Source organism: Sphingobacterium sp. CZ-2 (genome assembly GCF_004526235.1).
Taxonomy (GTDB): domain Bacteria; phylum Bacteroidota; class Bacteroidia; order Sphingobacteriales; family Sphingobacteriaceae; genus Sphingobacterium; species Sphingobacterium tenebrionis.
In genome coordinates, this window is record NZ_CP038159.1 from 1,447,453 (window position 1) to 1,470,985 (window position 23,533).

Annotated in this window: 27 protein-coding genes; 16 read left to right on the top strand and 11 right to left on the bottom strand. The window is 40.9% G+C overall.

Annotated features, from left to right (window positions below):
• Nucleotides 1-75 precede the first annotated feature (75 nt).
• Nucleotides 76-639, top strand: coding sequence for a hypothetical protein (locus E3D81_RS06565; protein ID WP_134776875.1), 564 nt, complete (start codon nucleotides 76-78; stop codon nucleotides 637-639).
• A gap of 57 nt (nucleotides 640-696) precedes the next feature.
• Here E3D81_RS06565 and E3D81_RS06570 read toward each other — a convergent pair whose 3' ends face one another.
• Both E3D81_RS06570 and E3D81_RS06575 read right to left on the bottom strand, forming a co-directional pair.
• Complete coding sequence (locus tag E3D81_RS06570; RefSeq protein WP_209023115.1) at nucleotides 697-1,488, bottom strand: S1/P1 nuclease; 792 nt, start codon at nucleotides 1,486-1,488, stop codon at nucleotides 697-699.
• Nucleotides 1,489-1,512: 24 nt separating this feature from the next.
• Nucleotides 1,513-1,974, bottom strand: a complete 462-nt coding sequence (locus E3D81_RS06575) for a DUF4268 domain-containing protein (RefSeq protein WP_134778403.1) — start codon at nucleotides 1,972-1,974, stop codon at nucleotides 1,513-1,515.
• A 77-nt stretch (nucleotides 1,975-2,051) separates the two neighbouring features.
• On the opposite strand from E3D81_RS06575, the gene E3D81_RS06580 reads away from it, so the two are divergent.
• Nucleotides 2,052-2,621, top strand: a complete 570-nt coding sequence (locus E3D81_RS06580) for a lipocalin family protein (protein WP_099367332.1) — start codon at nucleotides 2,052-2,054, stop codon at nucleotides 2,619-2,621.
• Here the strand turns inward: E3D81_RS06580 and E3D81_RS06585 are convergent.
• Nucleotides 2,599-2,907, bottom strand: coding sequence for a hypothetical protein (locus E3D81_RS06585; RefSeq protein WP_099367333.1), 309 nt, complete (start codon nucleotides 2,905-2,907; stop codon nucleotides 2,599-2,601). The two genes, E3D81_RS06580 and E3D81_RS06585, sit on opposite strands and share 23 nt — an antisense overlap.
• A 137-nt stretch (nucleotides 2,908-3,044) precedes the next feature.
• Nucleotides 3,045-4,343 (bottom strand): OmpA family protein, encoded by a 1,299-nt coding sequence (locus E3D81_RS06590; protein WP_134776876.1) that lies wholly within the window; start codon nucleotides 4,341-4,343, stop codon nucleotides 3,045-3,047.
• Nucleotides 4,344-4,479: 136 nt separating this feature from the next.
• Between E3D81_RS06590 and E3D81_RS06595 the strand changes: the two genes are divergently transcribed.
• A complete protein-coding gene (locus E3D81_RS06595; protein WP_134776877.1) occupies nucleotides 4,480-5,895 on the top strand; it encodes an alkaline phosphatase in 1,416 nt (471 codons plus the stop codon).
• Nucleotides 5,896-6,057: 162 nt separating this feature from the next.
• Here E3D81_RS06595 and E3D81_RS06600 read toward each other — a convergent pair whose 3' ends face one another.
• Nucleotides 6,058-6,444 carry a single-stranded DNA-binding protein gene (locus E3D81_RS06600; RefSeq protein WP_167554251.1) on the bottom strand — a complete coding sequence of 129 codons (387 nt, stop codon included), beginning with the start codon at nucleotides 6,442-6,444 and terminating at the stop codon, nucleotides 6,058-6,060.
• A gap of 154 nt (nucleotides 6,445-6,598) precedes the next feature.
• On the opposite strand from E3D81_RS06600, the gene E3D81_RS06605 reads away from it, so the two are divergent.
• Complete coding sequence (locus E3D81_RS06605) at nucleotides 6,599-6,973, top strand: hypothetical protein (RefSeq protein WP_134776879.1); 375 nt, start codon at nucleotides 6,599-6,601, stop codon at nucleotides 6,971-6,973.
• Nucleotides 6,974-7,246: 273 nt separating this feature from the next.
• Here the strand turns inward: E3D81_RS06605 and E3D81_RS06610 are convergent, their stop codons facing one another.
• Both E3D81_RS06610 and radC read right to left on the bottom strand, forming a co-directional pair.
• Nucleotides 7,247-7,957, bottom strand: coding sequence for a pirin family protein (locus E3D81_RS06610; protein WP_134776880.1), 711 nt, complete (start codon nucleotides 7,955-7,957; stop codon nucleotides 7,247-7,249).
• Between the two features lie 77 nt (nucleotides 7,958-8,034).
• Nucleotides 8,035-8,721 carry a RadC family protein gene (radC, locus tag E3D81_RS06615; RefSeq protein ID WP_134776881.1) on the bottom strand — a complete coding sequence of 229 codons (687 nt, stop codon included), beginning with the start codon at nucleotides 8,719-8,721 and terminating at the stop codon, nucleotides 8,035-8,037.
• A gap of 101 nt (nucleotides 8,722-8,822) precedes the next feature.
• On the opposite strand from radC, the gene E3D81_RS06620 reads away from it, so the two are divergent.
• The 9 genes from E3D81_RS06620 (at nucleotide 8,823) to E3D81_RS06660 (ending at nucleotide 15,823) form a co-directional block, all read left to right on the top strand.
• Nucleotides 8,823-9,281 (top strand): peptidylprolyl isomerase, encoded by a 459-nt coding sequence (locus E3D81_RS06620; RefSeq protein ID WP_099367340.1) that lies wholly within the window; start codon nucleotides 8,823-8,825, stop codon nucleotides 9,279-9,281.
• Between the two features lie 15 nt (nucleotides 9,282-9,296).
• The gene (locus E3D81_RS06625) at nucleotides 9,297-9,701 is read left to right on the top strand and encodes a DUF5606 domain-containing protein (RefSeq protein WP_099367341.1); all 405 of its coding nucleotides are present in this window, start codon (nucleotides 9,297-9,299) and stop codon (nucleotides 9,699-9,701) included.
• Between the two features lie 69 nt (nucleotides 9,702-9,770).
• Entirely contained in the window at nucleotides 9,771-10,853 is a 1,083-nt protein-coding gene (locus tag E3D81_RS06630) for a DUF695 domain-containing protein (RefSeq protein ID WP_134776882.1), read from the top strand.
• Nucleotides 10,854-10,865: 12 nt separating this feature from the next.
• Entirely contained in the window at nucleotides 10,866-11,318 is a 453-nt protein-coding gene (locus E3D81_RS06635) for a GNAT family N-acetyltransferase (protein ID WP_134776883.1), read from the top strand.
• Nucleotides 11,319-11,371: 53 nt separating this feature from the next.
• Nucleotides 11,372-11,971, top strand: coding sequence for a methyltransferase domain-containing protein (locus tag E3D81_RS06640; RefSeq protein ID WP_134776884.1), 600 nt, complete (start codon nucleotides 11,372-11,374; stop codon nucleotides 11,969-11,971).
• Complete coding sequence (locus E3D81_RS06645; RefSeq protein ID WP_209023116.1) at nucleotides 11,958-12,161, top strand: hypothetical protein; 204 nt, start codon at nucleotides 11,958-11,960, stop codon at nucleotides 12,159-12,161. The genes E3D81_RS06640 and E3D81_RS06645 overlap by 14 nt, the downstream gene beginning before the upstream one ends.
• Before the next feature lie 62 nt (nucleotides 12,162-12,223).
• Nucleotides 12,224-12,556: a hypothetical protein gene (locus tag E3D81_RS06650; RefSeq protein ID WP_134776885.1), complete on the top strand. Its 333-nt coding sequence runs from the start codon at nucleotides 12,224-12,226 to the stop codon at nucleotides 12,554-12,556.
• A gap of 127 nt (nucleotides 12,557-12,683) precedes the next feature.
• Nucleotides 12,684-13,538, top strand: a complete 855-nt coding sequence (locus E3D81_RS06655) for a DUF3347 domain-containing protein (protein ID WP_209023117.1) — start codon at nucleotides 12,684-12,686, stop codon at nucleotides 13,536-13,538.
• Complete coding sequence (locus E3D81_RS06660; protein WP_134776886.1) at nucleotides 13,535-15,823, top strand: multicopper oxidase domain-containing protein; 2,289 nt, start codon at nucleotides 13,535-13,537, stop codon at nucleotides 15,821-15,823. Before E3D81_RS06655 ends, E3D81_RS06660 begins: the two co-directional genes overlap by 4 nt.
• A gap of 193 nt (nucleotides 15,824-16,016) precedes the next feature.
• Here the strand turns inward: E3D81_RS06660 and E3D81_RS06665 are convergent, their stop codons facing one another.
• Complete coding sequence (locus E3D81_RS06665; RefSeq protein WP_134776887.1) at nucleotides 16,017-16,463, bottom strand: DoxX family protein; 447 nt, start codon at nucleotides 16,461-16,463, stop codon at nucleotides 16,017-16,019.
• 86 nt (nucleotides 16,464-16,549) lie between these two features.
• Entirely contained in the window at nucleotides 16,550-17,956 is a 1,407-nt protein-coding gene (locus E3D81_RS06670) for an alpha-L-fucosidase (protein ID WP_134776888.1), read from the bottom strand.
• A gap of 94 nt (nucleotides 17,957-18,050) precedes the next feature.
• Between E3D81_RS06670 and E3D81_RS06675 the strand changes: the two genes are divergently transcribed.
• The 3 genes from E3D81_RS06675 to E3D81_RS06685 are packed head-to-tail and all read left to right on the top strand — an operon-like array spanning nucleotide 18,051 to nucleotide 21,718.
• A complete protein-coding gene (locus tag E3D81_RS06675) occupies nucleotides 18,051-18,839 on the top strand; it encodes an N-formylglutamate amidohydrolase (RefSeq protein ID WP_134776889.1) in 789 nt (262 codons plus the stop codon).
• Nucleotides 18,826-20,655, top strand: coding sequence for a flavohemoglobin expression-modulating QEGLA motif protein (locus E3D81_RS06680; RefSeq protein WP_134776890.1), 1,830 nt, complete (start codon nucleotides 18,826-18,828; stop codon nucleotides 20,653-20,655). Before E3D81_RS06675 ends, E3D81_RS06680 begins: the two co-directional genes overlap by 14 nt.
• A 31-nt stretch (nucleotides 20,656-20,686) precedes the next feature.
• Nucleotides 20,687-21,718, top strand: coding sequence for a glutathione synthase (locus tag E3D81_RS06685; protein WP_134776891.1), 1,032 nt, complete (start codon nucleotides 20,687-20,689; stop codon nucleotides 21,716-21,718).
• Here the strand turns inward: E3D81_RS06685 and E3D81_RS06690 are convergent.
• Nucleotides 21,690-22,679, bottom strand: coding sequence for a YihY/virulence factor BrkB family protein (locus E3D81_RS06690; protein ID WP_099366083.1), 990 nt, complete (start codon nucleotides 22,677-22,679; stop codon nucleotides 21,690-21,692). The two genes, E3D81_RS06685 and E3D81_RS06690, sit on opposite strands and share 29 nt — an antisense overlap.
• 213 nt (nucleotides 22,680-22,892) lie before the next feature.
• A complete protein-coding gene (locus tag E3D81_RS06695) occupies nucleotides 22,893-23,489 on the bottom strand; it encodes a hypothetical protein (protein WP_134776892.1) in 597 nt (198 codons plus the stop codon).
• Nucleotides 23,490-23,533: the final 44 nt, after the last annotated feature.

Below are 23,533 nucleotides of genomic sequence, written 5' to 3' on the forward strand. Positions count from 1 at the left end.
GTTTTATAGTAATAGAACGAAGAACGTTCTTATTACAAACATAAGAATTCTAACCCAAAATGGTTAATTTGCGCTATGTATTTAGAAATCGACGGTAAAGGCTATGAATTGGTCAGTTCAACGGAGGAAGGGATCATCCTGGATCTGAAGAACCCTGCCTTACCAACAATCTATGCACATCCCCTGATCTCCATGGAAGAGGTTAAAACCTATATCCGGCAGCAATCTTTCAGGTTCCCAGCGAATGAAAAAAGTGGTATCGCCCTGGAATTCATGCACATGGAACTTTTTGATAAAAAAACAGCTGTAAAAATCACCCGAGGAAACAAGTTCGACTGTTTTGAAAAGGGTGATATGGTTTATTGCCAGATCAAAAAGAATGAAATCATAAACGAAGAAAAACTCCAGGAGAAAATAGCCGGAAAAATATTTGAACAGTTTATATTGAACAGGGTCTCCCACTGGGAAGAGGAACTTGGCTTTTTGATTTCACAGATCTCTTTCAGAAAGTTAAAAAGCAGTCCGTATGTAGTTGATAAAACTGAAAAAAGCATTACGTTCAATAAGAAGAATATTACATTGACCAAGCAGATGAATGATTCCCATGTGTTCAAGAGCATGAATGAAATGTTGAAATAAAAAATGCCCTGAAGGATTAACTCCTCAGGGCATTTTTCTTTAAGGTTTGTTACGCTTTTAACCAAAGATACTGTTCAGTTCCTTGGCCAAACGCAAGCCAGCTTTCAATAAACACTCTTCCATTGGACTCTTGAACTTAAAGATATAGTCATAGGAAAGTTTGTTGTTTTTTGCTACATCATCATAGATGATATTCGCAAGCTTATGCGATTCATATAGCCATTCCTCCAATGTGGAATTGGTGTATTGCTTATAGAAATATTTCTCATAGTCCAATACCCGAGCAAACTCGGTATAGGACCATTTTTCATTGTCAACAAGGTCGCTGTCCCAAACGCGATGAATATTGCCCTCACGACCAAAAAAGGTAATGGAGATCCGATTTCCACCTAAATCTTCCGCCCGACTGACATGCATCGGCTGGTGCGCATCGCCCAAGAGATGCACCAAAAAATAAAAAGCTTGCTGCCTTTGTTCCAAGGTCAACTCCTTATTGACCACCTGTTTTCTGACCCGGTTGTAGGCTTTGTACAGGTTCTCTTCTGGTGAATTCTGCAAGGCAACTAAAAACTGCTCGTAGGTCAGGTTTCCGGCTGTATTCAAAAAATGCCAAGATCCGGTACGATTGATCAGGGTATCCGGAGATGATTTGATGAAGTCTGCCCAATTGGACCAATAGGCCAGTTTTTGGTGACCAATCAATTTCTCTATGTTTCGCTTAGCTTTGCGGTTGAGGTGTTTTTCGGCAATCTCTGCAATCACCCGGTGCCCGGTCATTCCCCAAGCCATCACATCCTGGCTGCTTGTCAGGATCATAAAAAACACTAGAATTCTACCTACTAGTTTCATATATACTGTTATTATTTATTGATATTATTTAAAGAGTTCAAAACCATACTGCGCGGAAGACCAAAAACTATCCAATGCCATGATCCTTGGTTTGAAAAAGGAAATCAGCTGTGGCCAATCTTCCTGTTTGAAAACACTAACACCCCTTATATCAATGAATATCCTGGACTTTGCTTTTCCGTACTCATCGTAATAATCAAAATCCCAGATCCATTCTTCTTGGAGTTCCTCTAAAAGCATTTGTTCATATTCCTTGAACTGCTCCCAAATCAATGCCCTGATGCCTTCGTCAGGATTAGCGATTTCAATAGCAATTGTCGCGTGTTTATTATCGGCGTCCATCCTGAAAAACAGGTGTTTGATACCGGTTTTATAGTTTACCCAAGTGACCTTCTCCCCATCTACATTAGGAACCACGGACATATATTGGCCGAAACTGGTCCAAAAGTTTTCTTTTATCTTCTTCGCTTCTTCTCTTGAGTACAAATCGTTAATTTTAGGCAAAGCTAGGAATCTCCCTAAACTTTTATCCACTTTAGGTTGTTTATTATTAAAAAATTACAATGAACAAGAAAAAATCACTTATCGCATTATCTGCCGTTGCATTAGGGTCTGTGCTATACAACTACCTGAAACCCATCCGCTCTAACGTGGAAGTTGTTCGCAATTTCGATATCAACAAATATTTAGGTTTATGGTATGAAATTGCCCGATTGGATTTCAAGCATGAAAAGAACTTAAGGAATGTAAGTGCGACCTATGAATTCAATGAAGATGGCAGTATCAAGGTACTTAATCAAGGTATAGATATGCGTACCGGAGAATTAAAGCAAAGGACAGGAAAAGCGAAATTTATTGACAGTGAGACGGAAGGTGCATTAAAGGTTTCCTTTTTCGGACCGTTCTATTCCGGGTATAACATCGTTCAATTAAATCCAAATTACGAGGATGTATTGATCTTTGGCGAAAATCTGGATTATATGTGGATTTTATCCCGCAGCAAGGAGCTTTCGGAAGATAGAAAGAAAATCTATTTGGATTATGCCCTAGCTTATGGCTACCAGATCCAGAACCTCGTTTGGACCAATCAAGAAGATCTTGTGGATCAAACTAGCCAAATACTGGCTGAATAACGGAATAATTTAAGGTAGTATCCTGTGAGATCGCCTCGGCTATTTCTTGCAGGTCTGTAGCGGAAATGATGTTCTTCATGCCCGCATTGAATAGCTTACTTAGCTGAAGGGCCGCCTCAGGCTTTTCAGCTAGGCTGAGCAAAGAACTCCCCACATAGAAGTTCAATATGGATCCGGCATATTCGCCAAACAATTGAAAATCCAATCCCCTTCTTTCGGCACCTAAATGCTTGATGAATTTTTCAAAATCATCCTGAATCATGTTTTTCTGGGTCGTTGTTAGCATGTCCCAAAAATAATTAAATAAAAATAGGGATAGTAAAAAGATTAGATAATCTTTACTATCCCCGTTTTGTTCTATGCAAGCATAGAACGGTATGGTTGTATATAAGCGTTCTCTTGCTTAATTAATGTTGAGCAAAATTACTTACGAACACTCACAGAAACTCTTCTGTCTAGGATACGGTCAGACTCTGGTGCTGAAGCATCATACTTCGCAAATTCAGAACCATAACCTTCGGTCTCAATAACTTGAGCTCCTACCCCTTTCGCATCCAATGCATTTTTCACTGCAACGGCACGATCATTAGATAATTTCTTGTTAAGATCTTCATCACCAGTCTTGTCGGTATATCCACCGATTTTGATTTTGGTATCGGGGAATGCTTTCAAGATGGCAGCAATGTTATTTACCTGATCTTGGCTTTCCGGAACGATGGTCGATGTACCGGTTTCGAAATTAAGGTTATCAAAATCGAACCAACGGTTTTTCAGGTCATCATCCGACATGGTGCTGTAACCAGCGGTCAAGAACTGAACCAACTGATCTTCGATTCCGCCTTTGTAAGCGTTCAACGTACTTCCATCAGGAAGGGTAACCATGATCGATTCACGAGCTGGAACCGTTGTTGTGATGGTATCTGGCTCCACAGGATTAACAACAACCGTGGTATCAGTGGTCGCCGCTTTGTCATCATTGCGGAAGTTTTTACCAAACAGGAACCATAGTGCCAATAACAATAATGGAATCAGAAGCCACCAAAGACCACCCCCGCGCTTACGTTCTTCTTCTACCACCACCGGTTCATTGATGTTTCTTACCGGCGTAACTGGTTCAACGCGTTCTCTTACAGGCACTACTGGTTCTTCTACCAATACATCTTTTACAGGATCTACGATTGGCTCCGTACGGGAAATTCCATCTCCGAATAGGCCTAAGGAAAGGCCAGCTGGTAATGCACTCAAAAATCCGGCTTTGTTTTCGTTTAGGTCGCTGGAAATACGGCTAGCATTCCAATTCACCCCGTTCATGGTCAAGGCTGAAATAACAGATGGTACTGCAGCTTTTAATAAGTTCATGACCGAACCTCCGTTCATCCCCAAAAACCCTGATAATTTCTCTAGAACGAGGTCTAGTTTTCCGCCAAATAATTGGCCGATCAATCCTTGGGTCTCATTTCCAAATCCGGAATCTGGGCGGTCTATAGGAACATTGATGTCCTGCCCGGGTTCATTTGTTCCGGTGAACATTCCTTTAAATTTGTCTAAAATTCCCTGCAAAGCACCTTCTGGTTGCTGTTGTAGGCCCAAAAATAAAGCTGGAAGCGAAGCATCCAATCCTTTATTTACTTGTTCTGAAGTCAACCCTTCTCGTTGAGCTAATCCATTGATGGTATCTCCATCAAAAAGAGAGCGGGCTGCATTTAGCAATCGGTTTTCCATAATAAATACGATTAGTGATAATGCAGTAACAAACCATGTAACAATTTGTTTGCATGGGATTTCATTATTAAATTAATATTAACTTAACTTCTGAACCCTATTTTTGTAAACATATTATACATATTCGAAATACGACATGAATAAAAGACTATTTAATTTATTTTTAGCATTAATTCTTTTCACGGGTATAGCCAATGCCCAAAAGCAACCGAAGTATATCTTTTTCTTGATTGGAGACGGAATGGGTCTTAGCCAAGTAAATGTAGCGGAAGCATTTTTAGCTGCTCAACAGAATAAGAATGGTACCCTACCTTTGGTTTTCAGTAAGTTTCCTCATGTTGCTTTCGCGACATCCCATTCCCTATCGCATGGGGTTACGGATTCAGGAGCTGGTGGTACGGCTTTGGCGGTTGGCCATAAAACTAAAAATGGAGTGATCGGTATGGATAGTGCCGGTGTGAAACCTTATAAAAGCATTGCTTACCTTGCCAAAGAAAAAGGTATGAAAGTGGGTATTACTTCTAGCGTGAGTATCGACCATGCTACTCCGGCTTCTTTTTATGCAAACCAACCGGATCGCGACATGTATCATGAGATCGGTTTGGATATCATCAAATCTAAATTTGATTTCTTTGGCGGTTCAGGTTTCCTAAAACCAACTACCAATGCCAAAAAAGAGGAAGTTCCTTCCTTGTTGCCACAATTGGAAAAAGCAGGTTATAAATTGGTGAATGGTATTGCCGAATACAACCAGGCAAAAGCTTCTTCTGATAAGATCATTTTAATGAACAATAAAGGTGCAAATAATGTATCCTTAAAGTATGCGATCGACCAAAAGCCTGGTGATCTTAAGTTGGCGGAAATCACATCTGCAGCTATCGAATCCTTGAGCAAAGGAAAGAACGGTTTCTTCTTAATGGTTGAAGGTGGAAAGATCGATTGGGCTTGTCATGCTAATGATGGTGCCGCAACGATTCAGGAGGTTTTGGATTTCAATTCGGCGGTAGCAAAGGCTTACGAATTTTACCAAAAACACCCAGAAGAAACATTGATCGTGGTTACAGCGGATCATGAAACTGGAGGATTGGCTTTGGGTAATGGAAGTTCTACCTTACGTTTGAAAACCATTGCTAACCAAAAGATCTCTCAGGAAGTGATGTCTACATTGATCAACGACTTCCGTACTAAGAATGCATCAGCATCTTGGGATCAGGTGAAAGCTTTCCTAACAGAACATACTGGACTTTGGAAAGATGTTAAAGTAGCAGAGAAAGACGAAAAAGAAATCTTTGCAGCTTACGAGAAAAGTTTTGTGAACCACCAGAACGAAACGCAAAAAAGCTTATATGCATCCAATGATAAGATTGCTTCTTTAGCGGTAAACGCGTTGAACAAAGCATCTTCGTTGAGTTGGGCATCTGGAAGCCATTCTGCGGCTTATATTCCGGTATTTGCTATCGGTGTAGGTGCGGAGCAGTTCAAGAATAAAATGGATAATATCGATATTCCTAAAACGGTAGCAAAGATTGCCGGCTGGAATTTACCAGAATAATTGCTATGACTATAGTAGAAAAGTAACTGTAACAGTTAAATGAAAAAGGTGGGCCATTCGGAAATGGCCCACCTTTTTTGTGCTTTAAAAGCTATTCTATGATTTATATTATCTTATGAATTATATTATCTAATGAATTATATTATAATATGATTTTGTCTATTATGATTTTGCCGACGCAGCCATGGCCTCTGTTATAGGCAGGTTGGTTTCATTGGGGCTGGATAGGAACAATAATCGGTCTACCCGAACTTCGGTTTTCCGTTGCTCCATACCATTTCTATCGAGGTAGGTGTTATTGACCAGCTTGCCTTGGACAATCCAAAGGCTTCCCTTCTGCCCTTTTTTCTCCAAGACCCTGGTCAGGCTCCCCCAGATACTCAACGAGTGCCATTGCACGGTGGAAACCTCATTTTTATCTTTATCCAGGTAGGTTAAATTGGTCACAAAACTGATATGGCAATATTGGACCCCGTTTTGACTAACCTTTACCTGCGCATCTCTTCCTAATCTACCTAATAATTGTACTGAATTTTTTAATGAACTCATAATCATAACTTTAACTTGTTTTTATATATTAACTGCCAGAAGGCTTGATTACACAGTTCAAAGTTGCATCGTATGGCCAGCAACACTCGGATATCAATTAATTATAGCTGGATATAAATGTTTAAAATCGTTTAATTAGCTTATACAAACCCATATGGAAGAGAAAACCTGTTCAGAATGTCATCGGATCATTAGAGGAAGGTCGGATAAAAAGTTCTGTGATGATAATTGCCGTAATGTGTTCAATAACCGGAAAAACAGTAACGATGAGGATGTACTCCGAAAAATAAACCGAAAATTGAAAAGGAACAGGAGGATTTTGGAAACCTACCTGGGGGAAGAAAAAATGGTAAAGGTGAATAAAGTGAAATTATTATCGGAAGGGTTTTCTATTGATTACCACACTCATATATTAAATACGAATAAAGGGCAAACCTATTACTTTAGCTATGAATATGGTTTTCTGGAAATTGAGAATGGAATGATGCTGATCGTTAAGAATAGTAAGGAGAAACAAAAAACAGCTTGACAAGGTTCGTCATTGCGAGGAGGGGTCTACGTCATTGCGAAGAGGCACGACGAAGCAATCTTTGGACTTTGTCATCCTGAGCACAATCTTTTTGTCATCCTGAGCGCAGTCGAAGGATCTGTACGGTTAATAACGAACAGATGCTTCGACGATGCTCAGCATGACATGTGGGAAGATTGCTTCGTGCCTCGCAATGACGAGAGGCCTCGTAATGACGTGTTAAATATTGCTTCGTGCCTCGCAATGACGTAGACTCCTCGCAATGACGAGGTCTTAAACAGGAACTTCCATCAACAGAAATTCTGCTTGAGTATCTGCCTTTATCGTCACATGCTCCTCTCCAACAATACCTAACCCATCCCTGCTCTCCAATTTATGTCCCGAAACTTCCACATCCCCTTTCAACACAAAAACATACAATCCATTATGTTTATCCTTCAACACATACTCCCGTTCATAACCAGCCGAAAAATCAGCCCAATGGAACCAAGCATTTTGATGGATCCAAACCCCATCATCATCCTTCTCCGGAGATAGAATCTGCAAAAAATTGTTTTTTGCCTTATCAAAATCAATACTCAATTGATCGTATCTAGGTTCTACATTCTGCTTATTCGGAATCAACCAGATCTGCAAAAATCTTACTGGTTTTGTCTCGCTGTGGTTGTATTCACTATGTTCGATACCTGTTCCTGCACTCATTACCTGAATATCTCCCTTTTTGATCACCGAACCGGTACCCATGCTATCATTATGCGCCAATTCACCCTCCAAAGGGATCGAAATGATTTCCATATTGCTGTGAGGGTGTCTTCCAAAACCCATACCTCCTGCAACATAATCATCGTTCAATACCCTTAACGCTCCGAAGTTCATGCGTTCGGCATTATAATATCCAGCAAAACTGAATGTATGTTTAGAATGCAACCATCCATGGTTCGCATCACCCCTAGAATCTGCTTTATGCAATGTGTATTTTGCCATTTTGTTTTCCTCCAATTTTTATAACACAAAGATGCTGATATTGGTTTGTCTACGCATTGATGTATGGTAAGAAAGAACTAGATCAGCATTTCATCCTTAAAACTGTAATAACTGGAATCAGTGATGATCAGGTGGTCTATTACATAGATATCCATCGTTTTTGCTGCCGCTTGTATTTTCTTGGTGAGTGCTTTGTCGGCTTCACTGGGTTTTAAGGTACCAGAGGGATGGTTGTGGACCAGAATAAGCGAATGTGCCTGGTTGATAAGGGCATGCCGAAGGATAATTCGAATATCAACTGGTGTAAAATCATTTCCCCCTCGGCTTATTTGTTGCCTATCCAAGGGTTTACAGGAAATGGAAAGATAAATGACCCAGAATTCTTCATGTGGCAGATCCTGTAGTTGGTCCTTGATATAGATATAGGCCAATTTACTGTTGTTCAATGGTTCCTGAAGGGCTCCATCCGTCTCCTGCCTTCTCCTTCCCAGTTCTAATGCGGCTATGATACTGACCGCCTTAGCTGTTCCTATCCCCTTAAATCTGCACAGATCATTTACTTCCAATCGAGATAATCTTAGCAGATTATTATCCACACTGAGCAATATCCTTTTACAGAGTTCAACGGCCGTTTCTTCCGTCGAACCAGAACCCAAAAATATCGCCAATAGCTCGGCGTTTGTTACGGCCCTTCTCCCCAAGGTCAATAGTTTTTCTCTAGGTCTATCTGCCTCCGCCCATTCGCGGATCACCATTTTTTCCATATGACTGATTATCAAGACGCTAAGAACCCTATCTGCTTAAAGATAGAAAAATAGTACGAGAAAATGTATCTTTGTGACTTATTTCAATAATTTTGAAAACTATGAGTAAAGCAATTATCAAGACTGAAAAAGGCGACATGACTGTGGAATTCTACACAGCAGACGCTCCAAATACGGTGGCAAACTTTATCAAGTTAGCTAAATCAGGATATTATGATGGACTGACTTTCCACCGTGTAATCCCTGATTTTGTAATCCAAGGTGGATGTCCAAACACCCGCGAAGGTGCAACTGGTGTTCCGGGAACTGGTGGTCCTGGCTACAAAATTGATTGTGAATTGACTGGTGAGAACCAATACCATGACCGTGGTGTATTATCCATGGCTCATGCTGGCCGTAATACTGGAGGTTCTCAATTCTTTATCTGCCATAGCCGTAACAATACCGCTCACCTTGACCGCAACCACACTTGTTTCGGTAAAGTGATCGAAAATGTGGCTGTAGTGGATGATATCCGTCAAGGCGACAGAATCTTAGGAATTGAAGTAATCGAGGATTAATAACGTTTTATACCCATGAATTTAAGAGGATTAGTATCAGTTACTGGTAAACCAGGCCTGTTCAAATTAATCGGACAAAATAAAGGTGGTTTCGTATTGGAAACCTTAGACGCTAGCAAGCTGAAATCTGTAGTCAACCTTTCTACAACCAAAATGGCAACATTGGAAGACATCACCATCTACGGAGAAGATGAGGAAATCCGTTTATTGGATATCTTTGAAAAGATCAAAACCGATAATGTGGAAACTCCAGATGTGAAAGCTGATGGCGCTACTTTACGTAATTTTTTCCGTGAAGTTGCCCCTAACCACGATGAAGAACGTGTGTATTCTTCTGATATCAAAAAAATCATCACTTGGTACAACATCATCAAAGAACTTCCTTTGTTCGATGAAGAAGCTCCGGCTCCTTTGGTATAAGTGGATCAAAAAAAATACGAAAGGCCTATTAGCACACGCTATTAGGCCTTTTTTTTATATATTTAGCCTATGAGTCTATACGAAGAACTGAGCAGAATAGAAAACTCCCAATACCAATCCTTTTGGAATTGGTTCAAGGATAATAGTGAAAACTTTCTCCAGACCTTAAGGGCTAGAGAAAACGTAGAGGAGAATTTAATTGCCATTCTAGCACCCAAGATCGAAGAATTGGATCTGGGATTGTTTTTCCTGATAGGCATTGAGAATGATGATGTCGCGGAATTGATCTTTACTCCCGATGGGAACATACAGAACGTTTACCTGGCGGAAGAAATCGTGGCGGCAGCACCCGAGATCGAAAATTGGAGTTTCAAAGCCCTTAAACCGCCAACTAATATCCCTTCTTTTGAGATCAGGATGATGGATCTGGTGTTCAGCAAAAGTAATATCACTTTCTATCCAAAAAACCATCCGGCCTATCCAGATGAGATCGATCTGGTGATGATCTATAAGGATTGGAGGGAAGAATTGGCCGATGAAATCGTGAATGGGGTCTATATTTTCCTGGACAATTTTCTGGGTGAAGAGGCCATGATCGAAAAAATCGACCGCATCCAAGTGATTGGTCCAGAAGAAGAAGTTCCCGAAGAAATTCCTGTTGAAAAACTACCGGAATACATCAATTGGCGAGAAAAAGAATTTGTGGAAAAATACCAGGATATTACCTATTCCGATGAAAACGATAGCTATACCAGTTTTGAAACGATTCTGGAAGACGATACCCCAATCATCTCCACCATCAATACCGGCGCTTTGAACTGGGATAATAAAGCCTCCCACCCATGGATATTGGTATTGATGATCAACTTCCTTGAGGTCCATGATTCAGGCATGCCCAATCAAAAGGATTTGGATGTTTTAGGAGAAATCGACAAACTGACCTTACAATTATTACCCAATCTGGAAGGTTATATCTATATCGGTCGAGAAATCGGTGATGGAAAATGTGAGCTGTTTTTTGCCTGCAAAGATTATCGGATGCCTGCTAAGATTGCAGATTGGCTAGGATCACAGTTCAATGATGGAGTGGAGATCACGGCGGATATCTTCAAAGATAAATACTGGCAGATATTCGAACGATTCAACCAATAATTTCTTATAGAAATGGAAATAAACATTCGTCCATATGATACCAGAGATCGGGAATCTTTATTACAGGTTCTGAATTCCAATATTCCAACATATTTCCATCCGGATGAATTGGAAGATTTTAAATCCTATCTGGATAAGGAACTGGAAGATTATTTCGTTTTGGAGGTAGATGGAAAAGTGGTTGCGGGGGCAGGCATCAACTATGAGCTGTCAGAAAATCTTGCCAAACTGAGCTGGGACTTTATATCTTCCGATTGGCAACAACAAGGTTTGGGATCCAGATTGATGCAACATCGATTGGGGCACATATTGAGCAATCCAGCTATTAAACATATTACTGTGCGAACTTCCCAATTGGCGGAAGAATTTTATGCCAAGCATGGTTTTGTAGAAGTGGAAAGGAAAAAAGATTATTGGGCGGAAGGATTTGATATGGTAAAAATGCAATATGCTTTTACCAGGTAACCTAGGTTACAAAACATCAAGCAATTTTTTACGAATTTTGAAGGTATAAAGAAATGAGCGAAACACTTGATCAAGGGTATTGGAACAATAGGTGGCAGCAGCATCAATTGGGTTGGGATATTGGTTATCCCTCCACCCCATTGGTTGACTATATTAACGGCTTGGAGAACAAAGGGATTTCCATCCTGATACCAGGCTGTGGAAATGCCTATGAGGCGGCCTATTTATTGGAACAAGGGTTTAACAATATCACCGTCATCGACATTGCGGAGAAGGCTGTGGAACTGGTGAAGGAAAAGTTCGCTGGGAAAGAAGGAATCCGTATCATCCATGGGGATTTTTTCGAATTGGAAGGACGGTACGACCTCATCCTCGAACAAACGTTTTTCTGTGCTCTGGATCCTGCACTAAGACCAAAATATGTTTCTAAAATGGCCGAACTTTTAAAGACCGATGGTCAGTTGGTCGGTGTATTGTTCAATACCCAATTCCAAAGACAGGGCCCTCCTTTCGGAGGTTCAGAGGCGGAATATAGACCGCTGTTCGAGAAGTCAATGGACATAAGTGTGATGGAGCCTTGCCGGAACAGTATCCCGGAACGACAAGGAAATGAATTGTTTATCATCTTAAAAAAGAAAAATGGAAAAGATTAAAATATATGTAAGTCAATGGACCATTATGCGCTTCCTAAGGCTAATAATGGGGATACTCATCGTTATCCAAGGAGTCAAAGCAGAACAATGGTTGATCGCAGGTATTGGGGTGCTGTTCAGCATTTTACCTTTATTCAATATGGGTTGTGGGGTCAATGGCACATGTGATATTCCAAATAGAAAAAATTAAAAACATTTCTTTAGATTTGTCGTTATAAAGACATGTTGAAATTGCTCTACATACCGATAATCATGATGTGTTGGATCTTCATTCCAAAACAATCAGCGGCCTGTGAAGAGCATTCCTCCCCGAAAAAAGAAATGAGCTGTACGCATGCGCAGCAAGAAAACACTGAAGAACATGCTTCTACAGATCAAGAACATGCCTCTCCGAATAAAGACTGTTGTTCTTCCGATGGCCCATGCTGTTGCATCATTCCTATGGTACAACATACCTTTTTATTGGTACAGCATTTAGATTTTCAATTTATTGCTACTGAAAATATTACAGAATATCACTTCTATGACCAGCCGCTATCCAGTGCTGGATTTTCTAAAATTTTTACCCCTCCTAAAATAGCCTAATCTATTTCAATTTATTTAGGTAGTATTCTTACGAATATGGATGTATTCGAAGGAATCGCTAGCTTTTCTATGGATGTCATTACCCAACGGTATGACGGCTATTTTATGTGATTAAAAATTTAAGAAAATGAAAAAATTAACGATATATATCTTCATCAGTGTATTAGGTATTGGAGCATTACAGGCTCAAATCAAGAACCAGGAAACCATTACAGCAAGTATCAAGGGGAATTGCGGGATGTGCAAAAAAACCATTGAAAAAGCAGGAAACGAGAAAAACATTTCGGCGGTTAATTGGGATGCAGACAGCCAAACGGCTAGCATCAGTTTTGATAAGACAAAAACATCAAAAGAGGCCATTTTGAAGAAAATTGCGCAGGTAGGTTATGATAATGAATCATTCCGTGCCCCTGACGATGTGTATGCTAAATTGCATGAATGTTGTTTATATGATAGGGATCATGAAACGGCGGTTGCAAAAGAAGACCATGCAGGGCATATTGCTAAAAATGATCATGCAGCCCATTCAAGCCATCAAATGAACAACAGCAAGGAAACCAGTCTGAACTCGGTTTATGGCCATTATCTTGGTCTTAAAGATGCCTTGGTCGCTAGCAATGCAAATACCGCGGCATCTCATGCCAAAGAATTAAGCAAGGCTATTCAACAAGTGGATATGGGGAAATTGGAAAAATCAGAACATGATGCCTGGATGAAAGTCTATAAATCCTTGGAAAAAGACGCTTCAGCAATTGCAGCGGAGAAATCCATCGATAAACAAAGAATCAATTTCATCAATCTTTCCAACAATCTTTACAGCTTAGCAAAGGTAGCCAAAGCGGATAAGCCTCTTTATTGGCAATTCTGCCCAATGGCAAATAACAATAAAGGTGCGTTTTGGTTAAGTTCAGAGCAAGAGATCAAAAACCCTTACTTCGGCAGTAAAATGTTGACCTGTGGTTCGGTAAAAGAAAAGATATGAGAAGTCTAACGAAATACATCCTGCTCCTATTAACGGCAGTCCTGTATTTTCCGGCGGATGCACAACAGGTCGTGCGATATGATCTTTATGTAAGGGATACCATGGTCAACTTCAGCGGAAAACCAAAGAACGGGATTTCGGTTAATGGCGGTATTCCGATGCCGACATTGACCTTTACAGAAGGAGATACCGCAGAAGTGCATGTCCATAATAAAATGAAAGCAGGAACATCCCTCCATTGGCATGGGGTGTTTCTGCCTAATAAAGAAGATGGGGTTCCTTTTTTGACCCAAATGCCCATCAAAACCGATGAACCTTTTGTATATCGTTTTCCGATCAAACAGAATGGTACTTATTGGTACCATAGCCATTCAGGAATGCAGGAACAAATAGGCATGTATGGAGCCATCATATTCAATAAAAAGAAGGGTGATCCAACTTTCCGAAAGGGAATAGACGATATTCCATCCATCCCCTTGGTGCTTAGCGAATGGACAGATCTTGATCCAGACAATGTACACCGGATGTTGCACAATGCAAATGATTGGTTTGCGATCAAAAAGAACGCAGTTCAGAGTTATGCAGAAGCAATCCAGGCGGGACATTTCAAGACCAAAGTGACGAATGAATGGAAACGCATGTTGGCCATGGACGTGAGTGACGTTTATTACAACAAATTTCTCATTAATGGGGGCTCTGAAAAAGTGTATCCGGATTTCAAAGCGGGTGATAAGGTTAGGCTGCGTGTGATCAATGCCGGAGCATCTTCCTACTTTTGGTTGACCTATGCCGGTGGTAAGATCACGGTGGTTGCGAATGATGGAAATGACGTAGAACCGGTGGAAGTTGATCGTTTGATCGTTGGGGTTTCAGAAACCTACGATGTGGTAGTGACCATTCCGGAAGATGGATTTTCCTATGAATTCATGGCTACGCCAGAGGATCGGACAGGAAATTCTTCTATTTATTTAGGGAATGGCATCAAACAGTTGGTCACTCCCCTTCCTACCCTTAAGTATTTTGAGGGGATGAAGATGATGAACGACATGATGAAGATGAATGGGGATCTGGATGATATGGGCATGAAAATGACGCTCCAGAAAATGGATATGAATACGGTGATGTATCCAGAAATGGAAGATCAGCAGAAGGAGGCACATGAAGGGCATCAAATGCAGGAGAACCATAAGGGACATGATATGCAGGAAAAGCAAGATAATTCAGCGACCCATGAAGGACATGATATGAACAGTCATCAAGGGTCGGGAAACATCAAAACCCTGAATTATGGGATGTTAAAATCAACTATTCCTACTTCCCTTCCGAAGGATGCGCCTGTCCGGAACCTACATTTTGAACTGACCGGAAATATGAACCGCTATGTTTGGAGCTTGGACAATAAGGTCTTGGACGAATCGGATAAGATCCTGATCAAGAAAGGTGAAGTATTAAGGATCACCATGTACAATAACTCCATGATGCGGCATCCGATGCATCTCCATGGTCATGATTTCAGAGTGATCAATGGACAAGGCGAATATGCTCCTTTAAAAAATGTGTTGGATATTATGCCGATGGAAACCGATACTATTGAATTTGAATCCAATGCGGATGGTGATTGGTTTTTTCATTGCCATATCCTTTATCATATGATGGCAGGTATGGGTCGTGTTTTCAGCACGGAGAACCAACCTGCAAACCCTTATCTTCCCAATGAGCGGATGGGATACCCCATGCTCCAGAAGGAAAGCAACATGGCTCATTTCATGATCCAAAATGATTTTGCCACGAATGGGAATGATGGGGAATTAATGGCCCATAATGCGAGGTATAGCTTGACCACGGAATGGCGCTTGGGTTATAATAAGATGCATGGTTATGAGGTGGAAACCCATTTGGGAAGGTATATTGGGAAGATGCAGTGGTTTATGCCTTTTGTAGGTTTTGATTATCGATATCGAAAAATGGAAAACCATGAATCGGAGAAGAATCTTTTCGGCCAAGCGAATAGTAAGGATGAACGGGCTTTGTTCAGTGCAGGATTTGCTTATACTTTACCGATGCTGGTTCGGTTTCAGGCGGAGGTTTATCATGATGGAACGTTGAGGTTGGGGTTAATGCGGGAGGATATTCCTTTGACCAAGAGGCTGAGAGGTGGATTTATGGTGAATACGGATAAGGAGTATATGTTAGATCTGAGGTATATTTTGACGAAGAATTTTGGTGTGCGAGGTCATTATGATTCGGATATGGGTTATGGGATTGGGTTGAGTGTGAATTATTAAACCTACGTCATTGCGAGGCACTGCGTCATTGCGAGGAGGCATTACCCCGTCCTTGCGAACCATCCGTCATTGCGAGGAGGCACGACGAAGCAATCTTTACACTAATCGAAAGATTGCTTCGTTCCTCGCAATGACGTAATTTTCGCAATGACGTTGTTTTTGCAATGGCGTTGTTCTCCCTATTACATTTTTCCTAAATATCCCTTTTATACCCTGGCTTATCCATCATCTTATCCAAAGACATCGGGCCAGAACCTACTACCACAAAATAACAAAGCAACAACAACACCACCAAAGACAACCAGAACTCCGAATTCAGAAAACTAAATCCCTGCGTGATATTCACGAAAAACACCGCACCTATCAAAATCGGGATCTGTATCAACGCCGCTAACCTCGTCGCAAACCCCATCATGATAAAAATACCACCTACCAAATGCGCAAATACCACATAATGTACCGCCCCCCAAATAGAAAGCTGAAAATGCGTTCGCTCAATTAATGCAGCTACGGAATCCCTGTCCATAACAAAACTTACACCTTTGGCAAAAATCAAAATGCCGAGTGCAATCCGGATGAAATCAATCCACCTTGGATGGTGATGATCTCCCCAATATTCAATTCGTTGAATTAGGTTCATAATAACCTCCTTTTTTAATTGGTCATACTAAAACAACGAACAATAACCCGCTGATATTGTGTGGATTATTATCAAATATTTTTAGATCAGTTCAATATCAACTCAATAACCGGAATTTCCACATTCGGTTTTACCACCGGCAGATCCATGATCAGATCATTCTCTCTGGCCGTAATCGCCATGTGCTCCCCATCGTTGGATTTTGTCCTGGAGGTATATTTAACTTCCGAATTATCATGCAGAAATTGCGCATATTTCACCTTCCCTTTAAAATTTGGCAGATAAAGCGTTTTGAAAGGATATTGCAATAAATGAACATACAAACGCTTGGTCTTCGGGTTATAGGTCAACAACGTATTACCCGGTTTCTGAAAATCCGCAGGCGCCTCTGTACAGCCGTAAATAGATGCCGAGTGGAATTTCATCCATTTCCCAATAGCTTCCAATCGATCATTTGCCCGATCATCAAAATTCCCTCTCGCTGTTGGCCCCACATTCAGTAACAGGTTACCGCCCTTACTCACCACCTCGATCAGCATGGCGATAAGCTGGTTGGAGGACTTCCAGGTGTTCTCATCCCTATGGTATCCCCAAGATCCCGAAAAAGTCTGGCAAGTCTCCCAAGGAACCCTCACCCCGTTAAAAGTCGGCCACTCATTCGGCATGAATTGTTCTGGCGTTTTATAATCCCATCCCCAAGCTTCAGCTCCCATATCCAAACGATCATTCATGATGATGTTAGGTTGCAGCTCCCGCGCCAGTTTGATCAGTCCCTCGCTGTCCCAATCCTTGTTTCCTTTGCCATTAGGCCCCGGATACGAAAAATCCCAGAACAACAGATCGATCTTTCCATAATTGCCCAGCAATTCCCTGACCTGCTCCTTCAAATACTTCCGGAAATTATCCATATTTTTACCCGAATTCGTGGCGATGGCTTCCTGGTTGCCTCTCAGAGGATGCGTATTATCAATGGTAAAGTCTGGATGGTACCAATCGATCACCGAAAAATAGAAACCCACTTTCAGTCCGTTCTTACGGCAGGCTTCCACAAAAGGTTTCAACAGGTCTTTTCCATAAGGTGTTTTGGCCGCATTGAAATTGCTCGATTTGGTATCCCACAAACAAAATCCCTCATGATGCTTGGCGGTTAACACCACATATTTCATCCCGGCATTCTTGGCCGCTAAAGCCCATTCTTCGGGATGGTATAAGTCAGGATTAAAAAGATCAAAGTATTTCTTCTTATAGGTTTCATGGTCGGTTCTTTCGATCTGCTGAACCCATTCATGCCGTGCTGGCAAGGCATACAATCCCCAATGGATGAACATTCCGAATCGGTCGTTCTTCCACCAGGCCATCCGTTCTTCTTTGTTATCAATGGATTTTTCCTTCCAGTCTTTTCCTTGGGCAACGGCTTGGGAGGAAACAGAACCAAAAAGCAAACAGGCTAACGCTAATTTTTTAAGTAAAGGTTTTTGGAATAAGTTGATCATAATGGTTAGAATATAAATAACTGAAAATAGGAAAAATAAAACTATTTCTACAATTTATTGTTTATTAATAAGATAATCCCTAAAGGAGAATTTTATGCCTTTGCTTACAAAATATGAAATCAAATTGGCCGATAGCCCATTCTGGACTTTTGCTATCCACGACGGCCACGATATAGATGAAAAATTACTGCCTTATCAACTGTTGAATGAGGAAGAACGATTACGGGAGGAAGATCCCTTTACTGCGCTGATCGCCGAACTTCCCTGCAATCGCTTTATTATGGAAAGCTCACGCTTTCAATTGGACATCAACCGTACCTTGGATGACGCCATCTACCTCAAACCCGAACAGGCTTGGGGTTTAAATGTATGGAAAGAGGACTTCCCATTGGAATTGATCAGTGAACTCCGTAATGATCATCGCGAAATATTTGAAATCATAGAGAGTAAGATCCAGGATACCATTGCCCAATTTGGCTATTTCATTATCTTGGATATCCATAGCTATAACGCCAAACGCGAAGGTCCAGACCAAGAGATCAATATGGATACGGATCCTGAAATAAACTTTGGCACCATCCACCTCAACCAAAAGTGGAGACCATTAATGGATGAATTGATTAACTTTATATCAGCGGAGGAATTGAATGGCCAGGCCATTGATGTAAGGGAGAATGTAAAGTTCAAAGGCGGCTATTTCGCGCAGACCATGAACCAACTCTATGGAGACTATGGTTTCGTGCTGGCGATCGAATTCCGGAAAGATTTTATGGATGAATGGACCGGTGACCCCGATTACCACAAAATCATGGCCTGCAAACAGTTACTCTTAAAATCATTGACGGTATTTAACCAGTATTTTCACCAAGATGGAAAAGAATAAAGCACTTTTACGTATTCTAAATGCGATCAATAAACGTACTCCTATCCATTATCAAGTTCCAAATGCCGGTAAATTCATATTCAATAAAATAGTTCCCTATATTTTTATTTACCGTGTTCCAGACACGGGTAAAAAGGATAAAATGATTGCCGATTTGGCAAAGACCGAAAATGCAAGCATTGTATGTAAAGAAGATGAATTTGCGCTGGAGGAATGGATAAAACCGATTGCTGAATCCTTGGCACAAGAATTTGGTGCCTGTCTATTGATTGAAACTTGGATTTCGGAATCCAACCAAAAGGATGATATCCTTTTGCATGTCGGTCAGAAAGATATACTCCCACTTGCGGAATATTTTGAAAGGAACATCCGGATGGAAACGGCAGAATTATCGGTAGCCATTTCTAAGGACCTGCAGATTCCAAAACCGGAAAACCTGCCATCCTTATTCTCGAAGAAATACCTGCAGAACAAGCAGATTTTATTATTGGGAATATCCATAAAAAAGCGATATATCGATTACGAAGAGAATATTTTACCACTCTTGATGCGTACCTATCGCGAAACATTGGCAAAATCACTTTCCCGACTTTTCTTTGAATTCCTGCGGGTCTATACCCACTTGAATGCCACTGCCCAAAAGATCAATGTTCATCAGGAACTTACCCCGATGATGAATGAGATCGATGATGCCTTGGCCCAGGAAAGCAAGAAATTCGATTTCCTATTGATGGTCACGCCTTTGAATGCCCATGAAGCTTGGTTGCAGTTCAAAAAGGATAAATATTGGAAAACACCAAAATTCCTTTACCGACCTATGCACGTAGATCCCGATCTGGTTAAACGCCGGTTGTACAACCTCCGGATCGAAGATATTTACGATCCTACGATGGCCTATATTTTTCGGGACAAAAGAACCGAATTGGACTCCATGATCACCATGCTGGCCGATCGTGGTAAAGAGGATTTCCTGCATGGGAGCCTACAGGTATTCGGGAATGTTTCAGAGAAACTATACAACTCCGCTTTGGCCCTATTGATGATGACCGAACCAGAAACGACTTCCAGCAAAAATGAAGAATGGATCGGACCAAGTGAATTTGCCAAAATGGCCAAGGAAGAAGTTAAATTTCTGCAACAACAAAATCAGGAATTCAATTGTCCTATCCGTATCCGCGAAGATATTTCGGGGGTTATGGTCAATAGAGGGGCATTGAATATCAGTAAGGAGTATAAACTCACCAAATCACGGGCAAAAGCACTCATCCAGCATGAGATCGGCACCCATGTCGTAACCTATTTCAATGGCAGGATGCAACCATTGAACCTTTTTAGTTTGGGTGTTCCCGGCTATGAAGAATTACAGGAAGGCTTGGCGGTACTTTCGGAATATATTGTTGATGGTCTGAACAACGATCGGTTAAGGATCATTGCAGCGAGGGTTATTGCGGTACAACATATGCTCTTGGGTAATTCCTTCACCGATACCTTTGCCCTGTTGGTCGACCAATTTGGGTTCAAACATGAAACATCTTTTCAGATTGTCATGCGGGTTTATCGTGGTGGTGGATTGACCAAGGATATGCTCTACCTCAAGGGCATCATGGAATTGATCGAATACCTAAAGGAAAACAACAATGTACATCTCCTGATGATGGGGAAAATACGAAAAGATTACCTGCCGATCATCAAAGACCTGCTGCAAAAAGAAATCCTTATTCCACCAGCCATTACACCGAGGTTCATGTTTCCTGAATATTTGGATAAATGGAAAGAGGTGAAGACAAAAGCATCTGTTTTTAAATTGACACATTAAATCACTACATAAGAAAAAACTCAACGCAAATATGAAAATTGCATTTTTGATCAATCAAACGCATAAAGAAGAAGAGAAATTCACGACCACGATATTAGCCCTCAAAGCATTGGAGAGAGGCCATACGGTATTGTATATTGGTTTGGCAGATTTCGTTTACAAGGATGAACAGCGGGTTATGGCACACTGTAGGCTCATGGAACCTCCTGAAACCATGCCTACTGCAGCCAAGTTCATGAAAACCCTAAAAGCGAAAGAAAAAGAACTGGTCGATATGGCCGATGTGGAGGTGCTTTGGCTAAGGTTCGACCCTACCCTAGATATGATCGGAAGGCCATGGGCTTCAGCAGCAGGGATTCAGTTTTCCCAACTTGTAAAACGCAATGGAGGATTTGTTATCAATGACCCTGATAACCTAATCGAGGCGAATAATAAGCTGTACCTGCAGAATTTCCCAAAAGCCATCCGCCCAAAAACGTTGGTCACCAGAAACCATGAAGATGTAACGGCATTCCTGAAAGAACAAGGGGATAAAATTATCCTTAAACCTTTAAAAGGCTCCGGCGGAAAGAATGTGTTTATGATCAAATCGGGAGAGACACAGAACCTGAAGCAAACGGTAGAAGCCATTGCGCGGGATGGTTATGTTATGGCTCAGGAATATCTTCCAGATGCTGTTAAAGGCGATATCCGTTTCTTCCTGCTGAATGGTGCCCCTTTGGTGGCTGAAGGTAAGTACGCCGCGGTTAGACGTGTGCAATCTGCAGATGAAATCCGAAGCAATATCCATCAGGGAGGATCGGCTCAAGAAGCAGAAATTACGGATGATATTCTAAAGTTGGTTAAAAAAGTGACCAAAAAGCTAAAGGACGACAATATGTACCTAGTGGGATTGGACATTGTAGGCGACAAAATTATGGAGATCAATGTATTCTCTCCCGGCGCTCTGATGCATATTAATCAATTGACTGGCATTGATTTCACCGAAACCATCATCATCGATCTGGAAAAACGAGTGAAAGCATTCTATAAACCTACTTCTCGACCACAGTCTCGTCGGTAGTAAGTGGAGCGGGCGGAATTTCTTTGACATTCCGCTCGATCTCTTTAACCTCTACATGAACCGCATATTCCGATGGCTCTATCGGATAATTTTTGAAGGTGGCATATTCCCTCGTAAAAATTGCCCCAAAATATAGAATAGCCGCGGTATAATACACCCATAATAAAATCAATACGATCGATCCAGCAGCGCCATAAGTCGTAGCGGTATCTGAATTGGAAAGATAAAATCCTATTCCTAAGCGTCCGAAAATAAAAAGAATAGCGGTAAATAAGGCGCCCGCCTTAACCGGTTTCCATTGGATGTTGACATCAGGAAGAACCTTAAAGATAACCGAGAATAATAAAAATATAATTCCAAAGGTTAGCATGAAATTGATGATATCCATAACATGCACGGCCATATCCGGGAAATACCGCAATAAGTTATCGGTAAAGGCAATAATGATCCCGTTGACCACTAAGGTGACCACCAATAGAAATCCTAAACCAATGACCAATGAAGAGGATAACAAACGGTCCATGATCAATTTTAACCAACCTTTTTTCGGTTTCGCCCGCACATGCCATATTTTGTTGATGGAGTTCTGAATATCCCCAAAAACAGTGGTCGCACCAATGATTAATGTGACTATACTGATGATCAACGCCATGGAAGATTTTCCGGAAAGCTCCAAGTTTTTAATGATTTCTTGAACCTGACGTGCTGCATTTCTTCCTATCAGTTCATTCAACTCCGAAAATAATTTACCTTTAATGGCATCTTCCCCATAGAAAATACCCGCCAAAGAGATCATCAGCACCAAAATAGGACCTATGGAAAAGATAGTATAATAAGCCAAGGAAGCACTATACTTCATGGTATCTTCATTGATAAATCCTAATGCACTATTTTTTAAAATCGTAAAGGTGTTTTTAAAGAAACCTCCTTGTTTTTTATCTTCTTTTCGCTGTTGATCCATGTGTTGTATTTAATATTTTTTTCGAGATGTAAGTGAGGTGTAAGTGACTTGCAAGTGTGGTGTAAGTGCAAAAAGGCACTTACAATATACTTACAACCTAATTACAGTATACTTAAAGTGTGTTCACAGTCCTATTCAAGGCTTTATCCTTAAAACACCAAAGTCAAAAAATGGTTTGAAACCAGTAAAATATGGGGATTGCTTTGAACCTAGCTAAGAAGCTTCCTCAAATCTACCTTCGGAAGTCAGCAAATAATTGGTAACCGTTTTTGTAGGCTCTTCCGACATGTAATTCCAATCGGTAAGCACTACCCTATCCTTCTCCATCACGCTCTCCTTCCGAAAAGCTGATTCGGCAATCTCATCATAGGCAATATCCAAGAAATCAATGATTTTTCCTTCTTTATTGATATTCAACAAGGTTGTAATGATTTCATGTTCTCCTAGAGGATAGGTCAATACAATACTATAATAGGCTGGAGAATAGTGAAGCCTATACCTCAAGCGTACATCTTTAAAATTCACTTCATCGGCCTCAAAATGGATACGTTTCAAAAAATCAGGATTATGGATCCCTTTTTTATCCACATTATCAAAATTGGTCGAATCGGCCAAAGGAAATGAACGGTTATCAAGGCCTTCGATAACGGCCAAAATTTCGTCCTTTTCTTCGGATGTTGGGGCAACGGAAACTTCCTTTTCTTCTTGCTGAACAAGCTGCTCCACAGGCTGTTCTACAACCTTATTCTCGGTCTGCTGTCTACAACCTACCAGCACAATAAAACAACATGTTGTCAAAAAGATTTTCATTTCCCGTTCGAATTTTCTGCAAAATTAATCAATTTCAGAACAAG

Bases quoted from the DNA above. Each gene is read 5' to 3' on its own strand.
- E3D81_RS06685 (WP_134776891.1), top strand. From the start codon at position 20,687: ATGAAAATTGCATTTTTGATCAATCAAACGCATAAAGAAGAAGAGAAA.
- E3D81_RS06625 (WP_099367341.1), top strand. From the start codon at position 9,297: ATGAATTTAAGAGGATTAGTATCAGTTACTGGTAAACCAGGCCTGTTC.
- E3D81_RS06640 (WP_134776884.1), top strand. From the start codon at position 11,372: ATGAGCGAAACACTTGATCAAGGGTATTGGAACAATAGGTGGCAGCAG.
- E3D81_RS06655 (WP_209023117.1), top strand. From the start codon at position 12,684: ATGAAAAAATTAACGATATATATCTTCATCAGTGTATTAGGTATTGGA.
- E3D81_RS06650 (WP_134776885.1), top strand. From the start codon at position 12,224: ATGATGTGTTGGATCTTCATTCCAAAACAATCAGCGGCCTGTGAAGAG.
- E3D81_RS06590 (WP_134776876.1), bottom strand. From the start codon at position 4,343: ATGGAAAACCGATTGCTAAATGCAGCCCGCTCTCTTTTTGATGGAGAT.
- E3D81_RS06605 (WP_134776879.1), top strand. From the start codon at position 6,599: ATGGAAGAGAAAACCTGTTCAGAATGTCATCGGATCATTAGAGGAAGG.
- E3D81_RS06620 (WP_099367340.1), top strand. From the start codon at position 8,823: ATGAGTAAAGCAATTATCAAGACTGAAAAAGGCGACATGACTGTGGAA.
- E3D81_RS06570 (WP_209023115.1), bottom strand. From the start codon at position 1,488: ATGAAACTAGTAGGTAGAATTCTAGTGTTTTTTATGATCCTGACAAGC.
- E3D81_RS06645 (WP_209023116.1), top strand. From the start codon at position 11,958: ATGGAAAAGATTAAAATATATGTAAGTCAATGGACCATTATGCGCTTC.
- E3D81_RS06600 (WP_167554251.1), bottom strand. From the start codon at position 6,444: ATGAGTTCATTAAAAAATTCAGTACAATTATTAGGTAGATTAGGAAGA.
- E3D81_RS06690 (WP_099366083.1), bottom strand. From the start codon at position 22,679: ATGGATCAACAGCGAAAAGAAGATAAAAAACAAGGAGGTTTCTTTAAA.
- E3D81_RS06610 (WP_134776880.1), bottom strand. From the start codon at position 7,957: ATGGCAAAATACACATTGCATAAAGCAGATTCTAGGGGTGATGCGAAC.
- E3D81_RS06630 (WP_134776882.1), top strand. From the start codon at position 9,771: ATGAGTCTATACGAAGAACTGAGCAGAATAGAAAACTCCCAATACCAA.
- radC (WP_134776881.1), bottom strand. From the start codon at position 8,721: ATGGAAAAAATGGTGATCCGCGAATGGGCGGAGGCAGATAGACCTAGA.
- E3D81_RS06565 (WP_134776875.1), top strand. From the start codon at position 76: ATGTATTTAGAAATCGACGGTAAAGGCTATGAATTGGTCAGTTCAACG.
- E3D81_RS06580 (WP_099367332.1), top strand. From the start codon at position 2,052: ATGAACAAGAAAAAATCACTTATCGCATTATCTGCCGTTGCATTAGGG.
- E3D81_RS06660 (WP_134776886.1), top strand. From the start codon at position 13,535: ATGAGAAGTCTAACGAAATACATCCTGCTCCTATTAACGGCAGTCCTG.
- E3D81_RS06595 (WP_134776877.1), top strand. From the start codon at position 4,480: ATGAATAAAAGACTATTTAATTTATTTTTAGCATTAATTCTTTTCACG.
- E3D81_RS06665 (WP_134776887.1), bottom strand. From the start codon at position 16,463: ATGAACCTAATTCAACGAATTGAATATTGGGGAGATCATCACCATCCA.
- E3D81_RS06670 (WP_134776888.1), bottom strand. From the start codon at position 17,956: ATGATCAACTTATTCCAAAAACCTTTACTTAAAAAATTAGCGTTAGCC.
- E3D81_RS06680 (WP_134776890.1), top strand. From the start codon at position 18,826: ATGGAAAAGAATAAAGCACTTTTACGTATTCTAAATGCGATCAATAAA.
- E3D81_RS06585 (WP_099367333.1), bottom strand. From the start codon at position 2,907: ATGCTAACAACGACCCAGAAAAACATGATTCAGGATGATTTTGAAAAA.
- E3D81_RS06695 (WP_134776892.1), bottom strand. From the start codon at position 23,489: ATGAAAATCTTTTTGACAACATGTTGTTTTATTGTGCTGGTAGGTTGT.
- E3D81_RS06635 (WP_134776883.1), top strand. From the start codon at position 10,866: ATGGAAATAAACATTCGTCCATATGATACCAGAGATCGGGAATCTTTA.
- E3D81_RS06675 (WP_134776889.1), top strand. From the start codon at position 18,051: ATGCCTTTGCTTACAAAATATGAAATCAAATTGGCCGATAGCCCATTC.